Annotated in this window: 15 protein-coding genes; 9 read left to right on the top strand and 6 right to left on the bottom strand. The window is 65.5% G+C overall.

Annotated features, from left to right (window positions below; all coding sequences use genetic code 11):
- Positions 1 to 10 precede the first annotated feature (10 nt).
- Complete coding sequence (locus JOF56_RS22925) at positions 11 to 787, bottom strand: SDR family oxidoreductase (protein ID WP_209641430.1); 777 nt, start codon at positions 785 to 787, stop codon at positions 11 to 13.
- Entirely contained in the window at positions 784 to 1,929 is a 1,146-nt protein-coding gene (locus JOF56_RS22920) for an acyl-CoA dehydrogenase family protein (RefSeq protein WP_209641428.1), read from the bottom strand. Before JOF56_RS22920 ends, JOF56_RS22925 begins: the two co-directional genes overlap by 4 nt.
- 39 nt (positions 1,930 to 1,968) lie before the next feature.
- On the opposite strand from JOF56_RS22920, the gene JOF56_RS22915 reads away from it, so the two are divergent.
- The 4 genes from JOF56_RS22915 (at position 1,969) to JOF56_RS22900 (ending at position 6,469) form a co-directional block, all read left to right on the top strand.
- Positions 1,969 to 3,432, top strand: a complete 1,464-nt coding sequence (locus JOF56_RS22915; RefSeq protein ID WP_307855218.1) for a FadD3 family acyl-CoA ligase — start codon at positions 1,969 to 1,971, stop codon at positions 3,430 to 3,432.
- Entirely contained in the window at positions 3,429 to 4,259 is an 831-nt protein-coding gene (locus tag JOF56_RS22910) for an enoyl-CoA hydratase (RefSeq protein ID WP_209641424.1), read from the top strand. Before JOF56_RS22915 ends, JOF56_RS22910 begins: the two co-directional genes overlap by 4 nt.
- Complete coding sequence (locus JOF56_RS22905) at positions 4,256 to 5,368, top strand: acyl-CoA dehydrogenase family protein (protein ID WP_209641421.1); 1,113 nt, start codon at positions 4,256 to 4,258, stop codon at positions 5,366 to 5,368. The genes JOF56_RS22910 and JOF56_RS22905 overlap by 4 nt, the downstream gene beginning before the upstream one ends.
- Positions 5,369 to 5,599: 231 nt before the next feature.
- Positions 5,600 to 6,469, top strand: coding sequence for an acyl-CoA dehydrogenase family protein (locus JOF56_RS22900; RefSeq protein ID WP_209641419.1), 870 nt, complete (start codon positions 5,600 to 5,602; stop codon positions 6,467 to 6,469).
- Here the strand turns inward: JOF56_RS22900 and JOF56_RS22895 are convergent.
- A complete protein-coding gene (locus JOF56_RS22895; protein ID WP_209641417.1) occupies positions 6,447 to 7,025 on the bottom strand; it encodes a TetR/AcrR family transcriptional regulator in 579 nt (192 codons plus the stop codon). The genes JOF56_RS22900 and JOF56_RS22895 overlap by 23 nt on opposite strands.
- A 75-nt stretch (positions 7,026 to 7,100) precedes the next feature.
- Between JOF56_RS22895 and JOF56_RS22890 the strand changes: the two genes are divergently transcribed.
- From JOF56_RS22890 to JOF56_RS22880, 3 genes are all read left to right on the top strand, one after another.
- The gene (locus JOF56_RS22890) at positions 7,101 to 7,484 is read left to right on the top strand and encodes a VOC family protein (RefSeq protein ID WP_307855217.1); all 384 of its coding nucleotides are present in this window, start codon (positions 7,101 to 7,103) and stop codon (positions 7,482 to 7,484) included.
- Between the two features lie 70 nt (positions 7,485 to 7,554).
- A complete protein-coding gene (locus JOF56_RS22885) occupies positions 7,555 to 8,088 on the top strand; it encodes an RNA polymerase sigma factor (RefSeq protein ID WP_209641413.1) in 534 nt (177 codons plus the stop codon).
- Positions 8,081 to 8,815, top strand: a complete 735-nt coding sequence (locus JOF56_RS22880) for a hypothetical protein (protein WP_209641411.1) — start codon at positions 8,081 to 8,083, stop codon at positions 8,813 to 8,815. The genes JOF56_RS22885 and JOF56_RS22880 overlap by 8 nt, the downstream gene beginning before the upstream one ends.
- A gap of 12 nt (positions 8,816 to 8,827) precedes the next feature.
- Here JOF56_RS22880 and JOF56_RS22875 read toward each other — a convergent pair whose 3' ends face one another.
- Positions 8,828 to 9,121, bottom strand: coding sequence for an alpha/beta hydrolase (locus tag JOF56_RS22875; protein ID WP_209641409.1), 294 nt, complete (start codon positions 9,119 to 9,121; stop codon positions 8,828 to 8,830).
- A gap of 167 nt (positions 9,122 to 9,288) precedes the next feature.
- On the opposite strand from JOF56_RS22875, the gene JOF56_RS22870 reads away from it, so the two are divergent.
- The gene (locus JOF56_RS22870) at positions 9,289 to 10,179 is read left to right on the top strand and encodes a bile acid:sodium symporter family protein (protein WP_307855216.1); all 891 of its coding nucleotides are present in this window, start codon (positions 9,289 to 9,291) and stop codon (positions 10,177 to 10,179) included.
- Positions 10,180 to 10,291: 112 nt separating this feature from the next.
- Here the strand turns inward: JOF56_RS22870 and JOF56_RS22865 are convergent, their stop codons facing one another.
- Together JOF56_RS22865 and JOF56_RS22860 are read right to left on the bottom strand one after the other, a co-directional pair.
- Entirely contained in the window at positions 10,292 to 13,099 is a 2,808-nt protein-coding gene (locus JOF56_RS22865; protein WP_209641407.1) for an FAD-binding and (Fe-S)-binding domain-containing protein, read from the bottom strand.
- Positions 13,096 to 14,238 (bottom strand): pyridoxal-phosphate-dependent aminotransferase family protein, encoded by a 1,143-nt coding sequence (locus JOF56_RS22860; protein ID WP_209641405.1) that lies wholly within the window; start codon positions 14,236 to 14,238, stop codon positions 13,096 to 13,098. The genes JOF56_RS22865 and JOF56_RS22860 overlap by 4 nt, the downstream gene beginning before the upstream one ends.
- Before the next feature lie 121 nt (positions 14,239 to 14,359).
- Here JOF56_RS22860 and JOF56_RS22855 point away from each other — a divergent pair, with 121 nt between their 5' ends.
- Entirely contained in the window at positions 14,360 to 15,628 is a 1,269-nt protein-coding gene (locus tag JOF56_RS22855; protein ID WP_209641404.1) for an SLC13 family permease, read from the top strand.

Below are 15,628 nucleotides of genomic sequence, written 5' to 3'. Positions count from 1 at the left end.
AGACTCCTCTTCACGGGTGCTGACTGCTCACCGACACCACCTCGCCAGTCATGTACGAGGCATAGTCGCTGGCTAGGAACACCATCACATTCGCCACCTCCCACGGCTGCGCGGCACGCCCGAAAGCCTCCTGGGCGGCCAGCTCGGTCAGCAGCTCCTCGCTGGTGACCTTGGCCAGGAACGGGTGCGCAGCCAGGCTCGGGGCGACGGCGTTCACACGGATACCGTGCTCTGCCACGTCCATGGCAGCACATCTGGTGAACGCCATGACGCCTGCCTTGGCAGCCGCGTAGTGCGCCTGGCCGCGTTGCGCGCGCCAGCCGACGACCGAGGCGTTGTTGACGACCACGCCTCCGCCGCCTTGGGCCACCATGCGCTTCAACGCCGCGCGGGTGCAGCGGAATGTGCCGTTGAGGGTCACGTCGAGAACTCTCGACCACTCGTCGTCGGTCATGTCCACGACCGATCTCGTACCGCCCAGGCCAGCGTTGTTGATCATCACGTCGATCCGGCCGAACGCCTCCGCCGCGCTCGCCAGCAAAGCCTGGACCTGGTCTTCGTTCGTGACATCGCAGGGCACGGCGGCCACCTGGCCGTCATGGTCGGCTTTCAGGGCCTCGAGCGTCTCCGCCAGACGACGCTCGTGGTGATCGCTGATCACGACACGCGCGCCTTCCTCAAGGCAGCGGCGGGCGGTGGCTGAACCGATCCCGGTGCCTGCCGCCGCCGTGACCACGACGACCTTGCCGTCCAGAAGGTCATGCCCGGCAGTGCTGTGTCCGGTCACGGGCGCGGCTCCTTCGGCAGGCCGAGCACGCGCTCGGCGATGATGGTGCGCTGGATCTCGTCCGAGCCGCCGTAGATGGTGTCCGCGCGGCTGAAGAGGAACAGCCGTTGCCACTCGTCCAGTTCGCCGTCGGCCGCGATCATCGACTCGGCACCGCACACCTCCATTGCCAGCTCGCCGAGTTCACGGTGCCACCGCGCCCAGACGAGCTTGGACACCGATGCCTCGTAGCCGGGATCCTTGCGGGACAACGTCCGTACCGCGTGTGCCCGCATGACTTCCAAACCGATCCAGGACCGGGTCAGCCGCTCCTTGATGACCGGGTCGTCGATCGAGCCGTTCTGTCTCGCCTTGTCGATCAACGCGTCCAGCTCACGCCGGAAACCGACCTGTTGTCCCAGCGTCGCCACGCCGCGCTCGAACGCCAGCGTGCCCATGGCGACGCGCCAGCCGTCGCCGACCTCGCCGACGACCAGGTCCCGGGACGTCCTCGCCCGGTCGAAGAAGACCTCGTTGAACTCGGACGTGCCGGTGAGCTGGCGGATCGGGCGCACCTCGATGCCCGGCTGGTCCATCGGGACCAGCAGATAGGAAAGGCCTTGTTGTCTTCGCGAGCCGGGCCCGGTACGGGCGAGCACGAAGCACCAGTCGGCCTCGTGCGCCAGCGACGTCCACACCTTCTGTCCGGTGATCACCCACTCGTCACCGTCCATTGTGGCTGTGGTGGCCACCGAGGCCAGGTCCGACCCGGCACCCGGCTCGGAGTAGCCCTGGCACCAGAGCTCTTCGACAGCAAGGATCTTCGGCAGGAACCGGGCCTGCTGCTCCGGCGTGCCGAACGCGATCAGCGTCGGGCCGAGCAGCTCCTCGCCGATGTGGTTGACACGGAAAGGCGCGTTCGCGGCGGCGTACTCCTCGTGGAGCGCGACTTGCTCCGCCATGCTCGCCCCACGGCCGCCGTGCTCGACCGGCCAGCCGAGGCAGGTCCAACCGGCTTCGGCGAGCTTGCGGTCCCATTGGCGGCGCAGCTCGTACTGCTCGTGCTCGCGGCCTGGACCGCCGACGCCGCGCAGATTCGCGAACTCGCCCTGGAGGTTCTGCTCGAGCCAGGCGCGCAGCTGTTGACGGAGATCGCCGTTCACGTACGCTAGCCTACCAAGCACTTGCTTGAGGAGGTGAGTGTGCGCCGAGAAACCATCCCCGCCGCGCTCCTCGAAGCGGCCGAACGCTTCGGTGACGCCGAAGCAGTGGTCGACGGCCAGGTCCGGCTGACATTCCGCGAGTTGCACGAGCGAGCCATGGCAGTCGCCTATGGCTTGCACACGAGCGGGATCACGCGCGGTGACCGGGTCGCGATCTTCGCACCGAACACGCATTACTGGGTCACCTCCGCGCTCGGAGTGCTGTACGCGGGCGCGGCTCTGGTGCCGATCAACACACGGTTCACCGTCGCCGAGACGCTTGACGTGATCAACCGGAGCGGGGCGCGAGGACTGTTCATCGAAGGCGACTTCCTGGGGATCGACCGGGAGGCCGAGCTACTCGAGGCCGACGTGACGCTGGCCTCCCGGGTACGGATGTTCCGGATGCCGCTCGACTGGCCGGAGGCCGAGTTCTCCTCGCCCGCCGAGCCTGACGACGTCGCCGACATCCTTTACACGTCTGGGACCACGGGTCGCAGTAAGGGCGCTATGAGCGCGCACCGGCAGTCGTTGGCTGTCGCACGCGCCTGGGTATCGAGGACTTCACTGGGATCTGCTGACCGCTATCTCGTGGTGAACCCATTCTTCCACAGCTTCGGCTACAAGGCCGGGATTTTGGCCGGCCTCGTCAGCGGCGCGGCGCTCGTCCCCCAGGCCGTCTTCAACGCCGCGGAGACAATCCGCTTGGTACAGCAGGAAAAAATCACTGTCCTGCCCGGCGCGCCGACCATCTACCAATCCATCATGGATCACGCTGCCAGCGTGTCGGACTTGCCACGGCTCCGGCTCGCGGTGACAGGTGCCGCCGTTGTGCCCGTCGCGTTAGTCGAGCGTATGCAGCAACAGCTTTGCGACACAGTGCTTACGGGTTACGGCTTGACGGAATGCCCTGTCGTGACGCTTTGTTCTCCGTCTGACAGCGCTACGACCGTGGCCAACACTTCGGGGCACGCGGCTGCGGGCTGTGAGGTCCAGATCGCACCTTCGGGTGAAATCCTTGTACGCGGCCCGAATGTGATGATCGGTTACCTGGACGACCCGGCTGCCACGCAGGCCGCCATCGACTCCGGAGGCTGGCTGCACACCGGGGATATCGGCAACCTGGACGAAGACGGCAACCTGACGATCACGGATCGCTTGAAGGACATGTACATCTCCGGCGGGTTCAGTGTGTACCCGGCAGAAGTGGAGCAGGCGCTCGCCCGGCTGCCGGGCGTGGCCGACTCGGCGGTCGTGGGCGTCCCGGACACCCGGCTCGGCGAGGTCGGAAAAGCCTACATAGTCCGGCAAAGTGGCGCTGAGCTGTCCGAACAGGACGTCATCGGTTTTTGTCGGACCCGCGTGGCAAACTTCAAAGTGCCCAGGTTCGTGGAGTTCCTCCCGGAGCTTCCGCGCAACCCGTCAGGCAAGGTCCTGAAGCGAGTCCTGAGAGGAGAGTCGTGAGCGTCGTCCGCTACGAACGCCAAGGCCCGGTCGCGATCGTCACCATGAACCGGCCGGAGTACCGCAACGCGCAGAACTCCGCGATGACCTACGCCCTGGACGCGGCCTTCACCGCAGCCGTCGACGACGCCGAAGTCAAAGTGATCGTCCTTGCCGGAGAAGGAAAGCACTTCTCCGCCGGGCACGACATAGGTACGCCCGAGCGCGATGTCGACGTGTCGTTCGAACGCAAGGCCGTGATGTGGTGGGACCATGTCGGCAGGCCGGGCGGCGACCAGCGCTACGCCCGGGAAATGGAGGTATATCTGGGAATGTGCCGCCGCTGGCGGGAGATTCCCAAGCCCACCATCGCGATGGTGCAGGGTGCGTGCATCGCCGGCGGGCTGATGCTGGCCTGGGTGTGCGATCTGATCGTCGCGTCCGAAGACGCATTCTTCTCCGATCCCGTTGTCCGGATGGGAATCCCTGGCGTGGAGTACTTCGCGCACCCCTGGGTGCTCGGCCCACGCGCGGCCAAGGAGGTGCTCTTCACCGGCGACCGGTTCAGCGCGGCACAAGCCCACGATTGGGGGATGGTCAACAGGGTGGTCCCCCGGGAATCATTGACCGCGGAGACCCTGAAGCTCGCCGAGCGCATCGCCGAGATGCCCCAGTTCGGTCTCGCACTCACCAAACGGGCCGTCAACCAAGCTGAGGACCTGATGGGAATGCGAGCGGGCATGGACTCGGTGTTCGGGTTACACCACTTCGCCCACGCCCACAACGCAGAGGTCTCCACCGACTCCCTCGCGGGCCTGAATGCCCGCTCCATGAAAGAAAAACAATGAACCTCGACCTCGATCCACCCACTCTCGCCTTCCAGGCGGAAGTCCGTTCCTGGCTTGCCGGCAACGTGCCTGCGGCATTGCCCTCAATGGACACCGACGAAGGCTTCGAAGCCCACCGCGCCTGGGAGAAGAAGCTTTTCGACGCCCAGCTGTCGGTTGTGTCGTGGCCTGCGGAGTTCGGCGGCAGAGACGCCTCGTTACTGCAGTGGGTGATCTTCGAGGAGGAGTACTACGCGGCGGGCGCGCCTGCCCGCGTGAGCCAGAACGGGATCTTCTTACTGGCGCCGACTTTGTTCACGCACGGCACGCGGGAGCAGTGTGCGCGTCTGCTGCCGGCCATGGCCAGCGCTTCGGAGATCTGGGCGCAGGCATGGTCCGAGCCCGAGGCCGGCAGCGACCTCGCCGCGATCCGGGCTTCGGCTGTGCGCACCGAAGGTGGATGGTTGCTGCGCGGGCAGAAGACGTGGAGTTCCCGGGCGACGTTCGCCGACCGCGGGTTCGGGCTGTTCCGGACCTCCGGCGAACGGCACCGAGGCTTGACGTACTTCATGTTCCCGTTACGAGCCGAGGGCGTGACCGTCCGGCCGATCAACCAGCTCGACGGCGAACCCGGCTTCGCGGAGATCTTCCTCGACGACGTGTTCGTCCCCGACGAGGACGTGATCGGCGAAGTCGACAACGGCTGGAAAGTCGCGATGAGCACAGCCAGCAACGAACGCGGCCTGTCGTTACGCAGCCCAGGCCGGTTCGTCGCCACCGCTGAGCGCCTGCTCTCGCTCTGGCGTGCCCTTCCCGACCCAGCGTTACGCGACCGCGTCGCCGACGCCTGGATCGGCGCCCAGGCCTACCGCCTCTACACCTTCGGCACCGTCACCCGCCTCGCCTCCGGCGGCTCTCTCGGCACCGAATCCAGTGTGAACAAGCTCTTCTGGTCCGAACTCGACATAGCCACCCACGAAACCGCCCTCACTCTCCTCGGCGCCCAGGCCGAGGCGACCGGCCCCTGGATGGACGGCTACCTCTTCTCCCTCGCCGGCCCGATCTACGCCGGTACCAACGAAATCCAGCGCAACGTCATCGCCGAACGCATCCTGGGCCTGCCCAAATAGCACCCCTTCCCTGACACAGCCCACGCCGAAGGTCGAAACCACGTAGGACAACGAGAGCCCACACTGGCCAGTCACCACCTGACCGGCCGTACACGGCCTGATCCACCCGAGATCGGACCGGCCCACCCATCCACCCCACAGCTGCCAGAACCTGTACCGCGCGGTCGCTCCTGAGCAAGTCCGCCGAACAGCCATCCGCACGCGTCTCCACCGGACCATGAGGTCATCACCATGCAGTTCGCGCTTTCATCGGAACAGATCCAGTTCGCCGAAACTCTGGACTCGTTACTGGCCAAGTCCGATGTCGCCCGGGCTTGGGCGGCGGGTGACCACGCGCCGGGGCTGGCTGTCTGGCGGAAGCTGGCCGAACTGGGTGTGATGACGCTTGGCGTGGATGCCGAGCCGATCGATGTGGTCGTGGCCATGGAGGCGATCGGGTACCACGCCTTACCAGGACCTGCCATCGAAACCATCGCCGTGCTGCCTGAGTTGCTTGACGGCGCGCTGCTCGGCACGGCCGCCATTCCGCCGCATGTGCCCTATGCGGTGGATGCCGATGTAGCTGACCGGGTGTTCGTGGTGCGGGACGAGGTCGTCTTCGCTGCGGAGACTGCCACCACTGTCGGCTCCGTTGATCCGTGCCGGAGGCTGTTCGAGGTGACTGCTGTCCAGGAGATCGGGCCGCTCCAGGGCGGATTCGAACGAGGTGCGCTGGCGTGTGCGGCACAACTTCTTGGGGCTGGGCGGGCGTTGCTGACCCGGTCTGTCGAGTACGTCAAACAGCGCACTCAGTTCGGGCGTCCGATCGGCTCCTATCAGGCCGTGAAGCATCAGCTCGCCGATGTTCATGTCGGGCTGGAGCTTGCGCGTCCCCTTATCTACGGGGCTGCGTTAGGCGAGGTGGACGTGTCGGCGGCCAAGGTCGCGGCGGGCGATGCCGCGTACCGGGCTGCCCGCGCCGCGCTGCAGGTTCATGGCGCGATCGGGTACACCGTCGAGAATGACCTCAGTCTGTGGCTGACCAAGGTTCGTGCACTGCATTCGGCGTGGGGCAACGGATCAGTACACCGCGCCAGAGTCATGACGGCTTTAGGCGCGTAGCAGCCGGAGGGCCGAGCACGGCATCCATCAGCGCCGGAACTTCCGAAGGATCGACGGGGTCACCCGTCATCAGGCGGCGGTAGAACACCACGCCGGACAACGCGAGCGAGGCGATTTCGGGGTCCACTGTGGCCGGAAACTCCCCTGCCTGCACACCCGAAGCGATCACGCGAACCAAAGCCTGACGGCGTCGAGCGCTGTACTCATGGTGGAAAGAACGCACCATGGCGTCCTGCTCGGCGGCGTGGACAAGCGCGGGAACACAACGTGAGAACGGGGAACTGACAAGTACCTCAGCAAGGTGACGCAGCAAGATCTCGACGCGTTCCCGCGCGGTCCCACCGATGTCCTGCACGCCCGGCTGCTCATTGAGCGTCTCGAGTGCGTCGGCGATCAACGGCAGCTTGCCGTTCCAGTGGCGGTACACGGTGCTGCGGCCCACACCAGCTCTGGCAGCGACCGAGTCCAGGGCGAAGCCGCCGTACCCGGCCTCGGCCAGTTCGGCCAAGGCGGCACGGCGGATGGCCCGCCGGGAGTTCTCCGCTCGCGGATCCATCGTTGCCTCCCGGCGAATTTGTGGGACACTAGTGTTTCACAACTTCTTCTACCAGCGGAAATGAAGGTGATGAAGGTGACTGAAGTCAGCGTCCGCTACATCGTCGACGACGTTGACGAAGCAGTGGACTTCTACACGACACACCTGGCGTTCGAGACTCAGGCAAGGCCAGGACCAGGCTTCGCGATGCTCCGGCGCGAAGGATTGCGGCTGCTGCTGAACTCGCCGGAGGGTGGTGGTGGCGCCGGGCAGGTGCTGGCTGACGGGTCGCGTCCCGAGCCGGGCGGCTGGAATCGGTTCCAGCTCGAGGTCGCCGACCTCGATGCGACCGTGGCCGGTCTTCGCGCGGCGGGTGCGGTCTTCCGTGGTGACGTCATCACTGGTCGGGGCGGCAAGCAGGCCCTGCTGCGGGACCCCGCGGGCAACCTGATCGAGCTTTTCCAGCCGAAGTCCGCGTAACGGCACTCTCGCGACGCGGCAACTGGTTACCGTGAGCGAGATTATGGCCAGACAAGACCAGCCTCCGGATGTGAGTGTTCCGGCGACAGGGCTGGCAGCGGAGTTCGAGCAGATCTACCGCGCCCACGTTCAGCAGGTCACGGCATATTTCGCGCGCCGGACCGCGGATCCGCAGACCGTCGCGGATCTGACCGCTGACACGTTCGTCCAGGCGATCACGTCCTTCGCCACGTTCGACCCGGCTCGTGGCAGCCCTCGGGGGTGGCTGTTCGCGATAGCGCGGCGGGTGTTCGCGCAGTACTGCGAGCGCACAAGCCGGGGAAGAAACGTTGTCGAGCGGCTGGCAGGCCGCCGTGAACTCGACATGGACGAAGCCGCCGAACTGGTGGTCCGGATAGACGCGGAACGGGCCGGCCGGGCCTTGTTCGACGGCATGGCGGCGCTCGCGCAGAGCGACCGTGAGGTCATCGAACTGGTCGACATCGCCGGGCTGGACCGCAAAGAGGCGGCAGCCGCTCTGGGGATCTCATTGGGGGCGTTACGGATCAGGCTGTTCCGGGCGCGTGGAAAGTTGCGGAAGGTCGTAGGTGAGGACAATGGGTAAATTCGAGGATCAGCTGCTGAGCGACCTCATGCAGAACCATGGGCCGGCGCTGGCAACAGCGGAGCGTCCGAGAACGCGGAACACGAGGCCGCTCTGGATAGCGGCAGGCGCGGTGGCATTGGCAGGCGCGGTGACAGTCGGTCTGACGTTCGTCGACGGTGGCACGCCCGCGGCCTTCGCGGTCAGTCAGAACGCCGACGGCTCCATCACCGTCTCCATCAAGGACATCGCCGCGATCGATCCCGCGAACAAGGAACTCGAACGGCTCGGAGTACCGATCAGAGCGGTTCCTGCACGGCCCGATTGCCCGACCCCTGGGGCCGACAGCGGCGGCGCAGCCGGCGGCAGTGGTGGCGGTGCCGGTGGCGGCGGAGGTAATGGCGGCGGTGCTGGTGGCGGTGGCGGATCGGCCGGTGGCAGTGGATCGGCCGGTGGCGGTGCGGTAGGTGATAGTCCGCCTGCTGCCGGAGCGTCCGATGTGCCCCGGCCGTCGGACAAATACGAACCGAAGCCTGAGATCCAGGTCAGCATGCAGCCCGGTGGCGGGGTCACGATCGCACGGTCGGCCCTCACGCCAGGCTCGAGCATCGCCCTCGCTGTCTTCACGAGCCAGGATGGCACTGTGAGTTCCATGTCGTTCGCGAAGATCGAGAGCGGCCCCATGCCGACATGTCTGCCGTCCGGTCCGCCGTCTGGCATGCAGCCTGAGCCAACGCCGTCGAACTGACGAACAGCCGAACTAACGAACAGCGGCCATGAGCATCGGCAAGGATCGATGCAGGGCTCGTTCCCAGTACGGCCACGCGTGCCTGCCTGGGCCGTAGAAGTCCGCGACGACCTTCACGTGCTTGGCACGCCACTGATCCGCCAGGGCCACCGACTGCTCACCGAGCAGTTGCTCCAAGCCGTCCGGCTGGGGCCCTGGCGGATCAAGCGGTCCAGGCCGGCCGTTGCCTGTCGACAAATAGACCGGGATCCCGCGCAGCCGGGCGGCCAGGTCGTACGGGTTGTGGGCGGCCCACGTCGCGGCCATTGGCCGGCACCGTGTTTCCAAACTGGCGCGAATCAGGTGAACAGTCAACCGGCCGATGGGGTTGTCGGCCAGGACAAAGATTCGATGATGACGATGTCGCACAGTCACTGGTCTATCGCGGTGCCGGGAGGCACAATCACCGGAATGTCCGGTTCAGGGAGTGTCCAGTGACTTCGTCTTCCGTTGTGACCACGGTGTTCCTGCCGATCGCGCTCGGCGTGATCATGCTCGGCCTCGGCATGTCGCTGACCGTGCAGGATTTCAAACGAGTCGCCACGGTGCCGAAAGCGACGCTGGTCGCCCTGGTGTGCCAGGTCCTGCTGCTGCCCGTGATCTGCCTCGGCCTGATCCTGCTGTTCGACCTCGCCCCCGCCCTCGCGGTCGGCATGATGCTGCTCGCGGCGTCACCTGGCGGGACGACGGCGAACCTGTTCAGTCACCTGGCCGGCGGCGACGTCGCCCTGAACATCTCCCTGACGGCGATCAACGCGATCCTCGCCGTGGTCACCATGCCGATCGTGGTCAACCTCGCGCTGTCGGGCTTCATGGAGGGCGGCGAGGAGCTCGGCCTGCAGTTCGGCAAGATGCTGCAGGTCTTCGCCATCGTGCTGGTCCCGGTGGCGATCGGCATGCTCGTCAGGCGCCGGTTCACCGCGTTCGCCGACCGCACGCTCAAACCCCTCAAGCTCGCCGCCATCATCTTCATGGTCGCCACCATCGCGGTCGCGGTGTTCCAGGAGCGCGAGAACATCGGCGGCTACCTCCAGGACATCGGCGTGCTCGCCCTGCTGTTCTGCGTCATCAGCCTGTCGGTCGGTTACGCCATCCCCCGCCTGGTCCGCATCGAACGCCGCCAGTCCATCGCGATCTCGCTGGAGATCGGCATCCACAACAGCACCCTCGCGATCGCCATCGCCCTGAGCCCTTCCCTGCTCAACAACACCCAGATGGCTGTGCCCGCCGCGGTGTACGGCGTGCTCATGTTCATCCCCGCCGGGGTCTTCAGCTACTGGGTCAGCCGCAAGAAGACCCCAGCCCAGGCCCCCGCCACCCCCTGAACTCCTTCGCGACAAAACCCGCCATTCGCAGCTCCCCTTGCAAGCCAAAGTAGCGGTGGGGTCTGACAGTTTTGATAGTTCGGGATTGGTCGGGTGGGTGCTTGCTGGAGGGCTATGTCGCTTCGGTGACGCAGGATGCGATGAGCTCGACGGGGTGCAGGGCTGTTCGGGAGGTGCCGTGTTTGATCTGCTGGCGGCAGGAGACGCCGGTCGCGGCGACTACTGCTGAGTCGGCGGCACGGATCGCGGGGAAGAGTCTGTCCTCTCCTACTTGGATGGATATGTCGTAGTGCTCTGCTTCGAAGCCGAATGAACCGGCCATTCCGCAGCAGCCCGCGTCGAGTTCGGTGACTTTCGCGCCTGGGATGCGGCGCAGCAGCTCCAGGGTCGCGGCTGTGCCGACTTCGGCTTTCTGGTGGCAGTGGCCGTGCAGCAGGATTTCCTTGCCGTTCAACCACGAGTCCTGGGCCAGGACGAGTTTGCCGGAGTCGATCGCCTCGGTGAGCAGTTCCTCGACCTGGCGGACCCGGGACGCGACCTCCCCGACCGTGGAATCTCCTGGCAGGAGGGACAAATACTCGTCCTGCAGGGTGTACAGGCACGAGGGCTCGCAGCCGACGATGGGACCGGAGCCGGTTGCCAGCCGCGAGGTCAGCACCGATGCCTTGCGTTTCGCGTCGTCCAGCAGGCCTTTGGAGATTCCGGCGCGGCCGCAGCAGGCGGACGACTCCAGCCGGACCTGCCAGCCTGCTTTTTCCAGCAGGGAGATCGCTGCCTTGCCCACTCCGGGTTCGGTGAATGTGGTGAAGGAGTCCGCCAGGAAGGTCACCGCCGAGCCCGACTGGGCCGCTGGGCGCTTGCTGAACCAGCGGATCAGGTTCTGGCGGTTGAACCGCGGCAGCGGCCTGGCCGGTGCGAGGCCGAGCAGTTTGCGGAAGAAGCGCGAACGCCCTGGCAGGTTGGACACCGGAGCCGTGGCGGAGCCGAGCCGGTTCAAGGTCCGGATCGCACCGAAGAACCGGGAACGCATCGGCACGCCCGTCTGTGCGTGTTTCTGGGCCAGGGTTTCACTCTTCAGTGCGGCCATGTCCACCCCGAGGGGGCACTCGCTCTTGCATGCCTTGCACATCAGGCAGAGGTCCAGGACCTCATGCAGGCGGGAATCGCCGAGCGCAGCGGCGGGATCCGGCGACGAAAGCGCCTTCACCAAGGCGTTGGCCCGTCCACGGGTGGAATCCTCCTCGTTGCGAGTGGCCATATAGGACGGGCACATCACGCCAGTCTCGCTTTTCCGGCAGAGACCGATGTTCATGCACCGATCCGCGGCGCTGCGCATGTCGCCGAGGAAAGTCAGATGCGTCTGCAAGGGTTTGGCCGGCGGCAGTGCCGGATCGCGCAGATTCGACGTCATCGATGGCGAGTCCACGATCTTGCCGGGATTCATCACGCCGTCCGGGTCGAAGATCCGTTTCACCTGACGCATGGCCTCATACAGTGCATCGCCGAACAGTGTGCGGTTGAATTCGCTGCGCGCCAAGCCGTCGCCGTGCTCGCTGGAGTTCGCGCCGCCGAATTCGACGACCAGGTCCCGGACTTCCTCGGCGACCGCACGCATCGCGGCCACCTCGTCGGGATTCGTCAGGTCCACGAATGGACGGACGTGCAAGCAGCCGACCGAGGCGTGTCCGTAGAAACCGGCTTTCATCCCATGCCGGGTGAGAATCTCCTTGAACCTTGTGCTGTATTCGATCAGTCGCGCGGGGTCGACCGCGGTGTCCTCCACAAATGCCTGCGGCCGCCGCGAGCCCTCACTGGAGGCCATCAGCAATCCGAGACCGGCCTTGCGGACCTTCAACAAAGCGCCTTGCTGCGCCGGGGTTTCCGCCCGCAATGTGTGGTAACCGTGCGAGTGCTTGGACCACAACGCATTCAGTTTGTCCATCAGGGCAACGGCTTCTGCCTGAGTATCGCCGGTGAAGGTGACGAACAGCAGCGCTTCGGGATCGCCCTCCAGGAAACTGGCCAGCCGCCGGTATTCCAGCTTCTGCCGGGACAGGTCCAGAATCGTCCGGTCGATCAGTTCGACGGCCGACGGCGAACAGGCCAAGGCGTCGTCGGTCGCCGCGATGGCCGCTTCGATCGACGCGAAATGACCGACCGCGATCACCGTGTGCTTGGGTTTTCCCACCAGGCCGACCACCGCCGATGTGGCCACGACCAGCGTGCCCTCGGACCCGACCACGAACTTGGCCAGGTCGAAAGGCCCATCTGCCAGGCGATCCAGCCGGTATCCGCCGGCTCGCCGCCAGAATTTGGGGAAGCCGCCGGCGATCGCGGACTGGTTGGCGGCCACCAACGCCGACAGTTCCTCGTCGAACTTCGAGGCAATGCCAGGCCCGAAGCTGGCCGTGCTGGCGTCGGACAACACCACGTCCAGCGAGCGCACATGATCAATGGTCATGCCATAGCGGACAGATCCACTGCCGGCCGAGTTGTTGCCGATCATTCCACCGATCGTGGCGCGATTGCTCGTCGAAGTGTCCGGCCCGAACATCAATCCATGCGGCAACGCGGCACGGTTCAGATCGTCCTGCACAACACCCGGCTGCACATGAGCCGTGCCGGCTTCGGCGTCGATCGACAGAATGCGATTCATGTGCCGGGAAAAGTCCAGCACTACGCCAGGACCGACCGTCTGGCCAGCCAAACTCGTGCCGCCGCCACGCGCGAGAACAGGCACCTCATGTTCCCGGGCAACAGTGACCGTGGCGACGACATCATCGGCATGCCGCGGAAAGACAACTCCGGCAGGCATGATCGAGTACATACTCGCGTCGCGCGAGAACAGGTGCCGCGTATAGGAATCGAACGCGACCTCGCCGTCGAGCGACCGCCGGAGGGCTTCGGCCAGCTCGTTCATGCGGCCGCCAGGTGATCGAGCGCGGCCGTGACCCCGGCGGGATCAATCGGAACACCTGCCAGTCGAAGGCCCATCTGCACGCCGGAGAGTGTGCCCGCCAGGCTGAGGTCGTTGAAATGCCCCAGGTGCCCGATCCGGAACACTTTGCCCGCCACTTTGCCGAGGCCCGCGCCCAGCGACATGTCGAAACGATCCAGGATCAACGCGCGCAGTTTGTCCGCGTCATGGCCGTCCGGCATCAGTACCGCCGTCAAAGTGTTGGAGTACAACCGGGAATCGGCGCACAGCAACTCCAGTCCCCAGCCCTGAACCGCGACTCGCGTCGCAGCCGCATGGCGCGCGTGCCGGGCGTAGACATTCGGCAGGCCTTCCGATTCCAGCATACGCAAGGCCTCACGCAGCCCGTAGAACAAGTTTGTCGGTGGAGTGTAAGGAAAACCGCCACGCTTGTTCGCCTCGAGGATCGGCTGCCAGCTCCAGTACGACTTCGGGAAACCGGAAACCGACGCCAACGCCTTCTCCGAGACCGCGGTCAGGCCGAGACCCGGTGGCAGCATGAGTCCTTTCTGCGAACAGGAGACCGTGACGTCCACGCCCCATTCGTCATGCCGGTAGTCAACGGACCCGAGTGACGACACGGTGTCCACCAACAGCAGCGCCGGATGGTCGCCCATCGCCTGCCGGACGGCCGCGATGTCGCTGGTCACCCCAGTCGAAGTCTCGTTGTGCACCACCAGAACCGCTTTGGTGTCCGGAGTCAGCCGGGCCGAGACCTCGGCCGGGTCCACGCCGTGCCGCCAGTCGCCGGGCACGAAGTCGACCTCCAGCCCGAGATCACGCGCCATCGCCTGCCACAGCGTGGCGAAGTGCCCGGTTTCGAAGCAGAGCACCCGATCACCCGGGCTCAAAGTGTTGACCAGCGCGGCTTCCCACGCACCAGTCCCGGAAGACGGATACAGGATCACCGGCCCGCTCGTGCCGAACACCGGCTTGACCGCTTCCAGCAGCTCCAGCGTGAATTGCGCGAACCGCGGCCCACGGTGGTCGATGACCGGCGCCGACATGGCGCGCAGCACCTGGTCCGGAACGTTGGTCGGGCCGGGGATCTGCAGGAAGTGGCGTCCTCCGGTGAAACTCATGCCCCTGTTTCCCTCTCATGCGGTCAGACCTTGACGTGATCCAGACCATACGTCTAATTTCTAAGTACGAACAACCTATTCCGTAATGCGAAACAGGTCTGGTCAGACAACGGAGATTCGCATGTCGGTGGAAATCATCTCGATCCTCGTGCTCATCGCGGTGTTCATCCTGGGCACCACGTTATCGATCAACATGGGTGTGCTGGCGTTCGTCGCCGCGTTCGCCGTCGGCACCATCGTGGTGGACAAGTCGACCGATGACATCGTCGGCGGTTTCCCCAGCAATCTCTTCGTCATCCTGGTCGGCGTCACGTACCTGTTCGCCATCGCCAAGAGCAACGGCACGGTGGACTGGCTTGTGCGGGCCGCCATCCGGGTGGTCGGTGGCCGGGTCGTGGCCATTCCATGGGTGATGTTCCTGACCACGGCCGTGCTCACGGCGCTCGGCGCGGTCGTCCCGGCCGCGGTCGCGATCATCGCGCCCATCGCCATGGGCTTCGCGACCCGCTACAAGATCAACCCGGTGCTGATGGGCCTGCTGGTGATCAACGGCGCCAGCGCGGGCGGGTTCTCGCCGATCAGCATCTTCGGCAGCATCACCAACGGCGTGGTCGAACGCAGCAACCTGCCGGGCAGCCCGATGACCCTGTTCATCGGCTCGTTCGTGTTCAACCTGCTGCTCAGCATCGTCGTGTTCGTCATGTTCGGTGGACGCCAGTTGCTGTATGCCCGAGCCGAGCAGCTCGACGTCGAGCAGAAGTCCGGTCCGGGCACGGTCCAGGCTCCGGTTTCGTTGGACCACAACAAGATTCTCACCCTGATCGGCATCGTCGGGCTCGCGGTCGGCGCACTGTTCTTCGACCTCGACGTGGGCCTGCTGTCGTTGACCGTGGTCGTGGTGCTGACGCTCGTATCGCCGTCGACCACGCGTGACGCCGTCGACAAGGTCGCGTGGAGCACAGTCCTGCTGATCTGTGGCATCGTCACGTACGTCAGCCTGCTCGAGGACATCGGCACGGTGGACTACCTCGGGCACGGTGTCGCGAGCATTGGAGTGCCACTGCTCGGTGCATTGCTGATCTGCTTCATCGGCGGTGCGGTGTCGGCGTTCGCGTCGACAACCGGCATTCTCGGCGCACTCATCCCGCTCGCCGTACCGTTCCTACAGACCGGGCAGGTCGGTGCGATCGGGCTGATCACCGCGCTGGCGTTGTCGTCGTCGGTCGTGGACGCGAGCCCGTTCTCCACGAGCGGCGCCCTGACCGTGGCCAGTTCGCCGCCGGAGTACCGGGAGCTGGTCTTCAAACGGCTGATGGCGTGGGGGTTCAGCATGATCCTGGTCGCGCCGATCGTCACATGGCTGGTTCTCGTGGTTCCGGGTTGGCTGTAG

This window comes from Kibdelosporangium banguiense (genome assembly GCF_017876405.1).
Lineage (GTDB): Bacteria > Actinomycetota > Actinomycetes > Mycobacteriales > Pseudonocardiaceae > Kibdelosporangium > Kibdelosporangium banguiense.
Note: the sequence above shows the minus strand (reverse complement) of the source record. Positions and strands in the feature narration are given on the sequence as shown.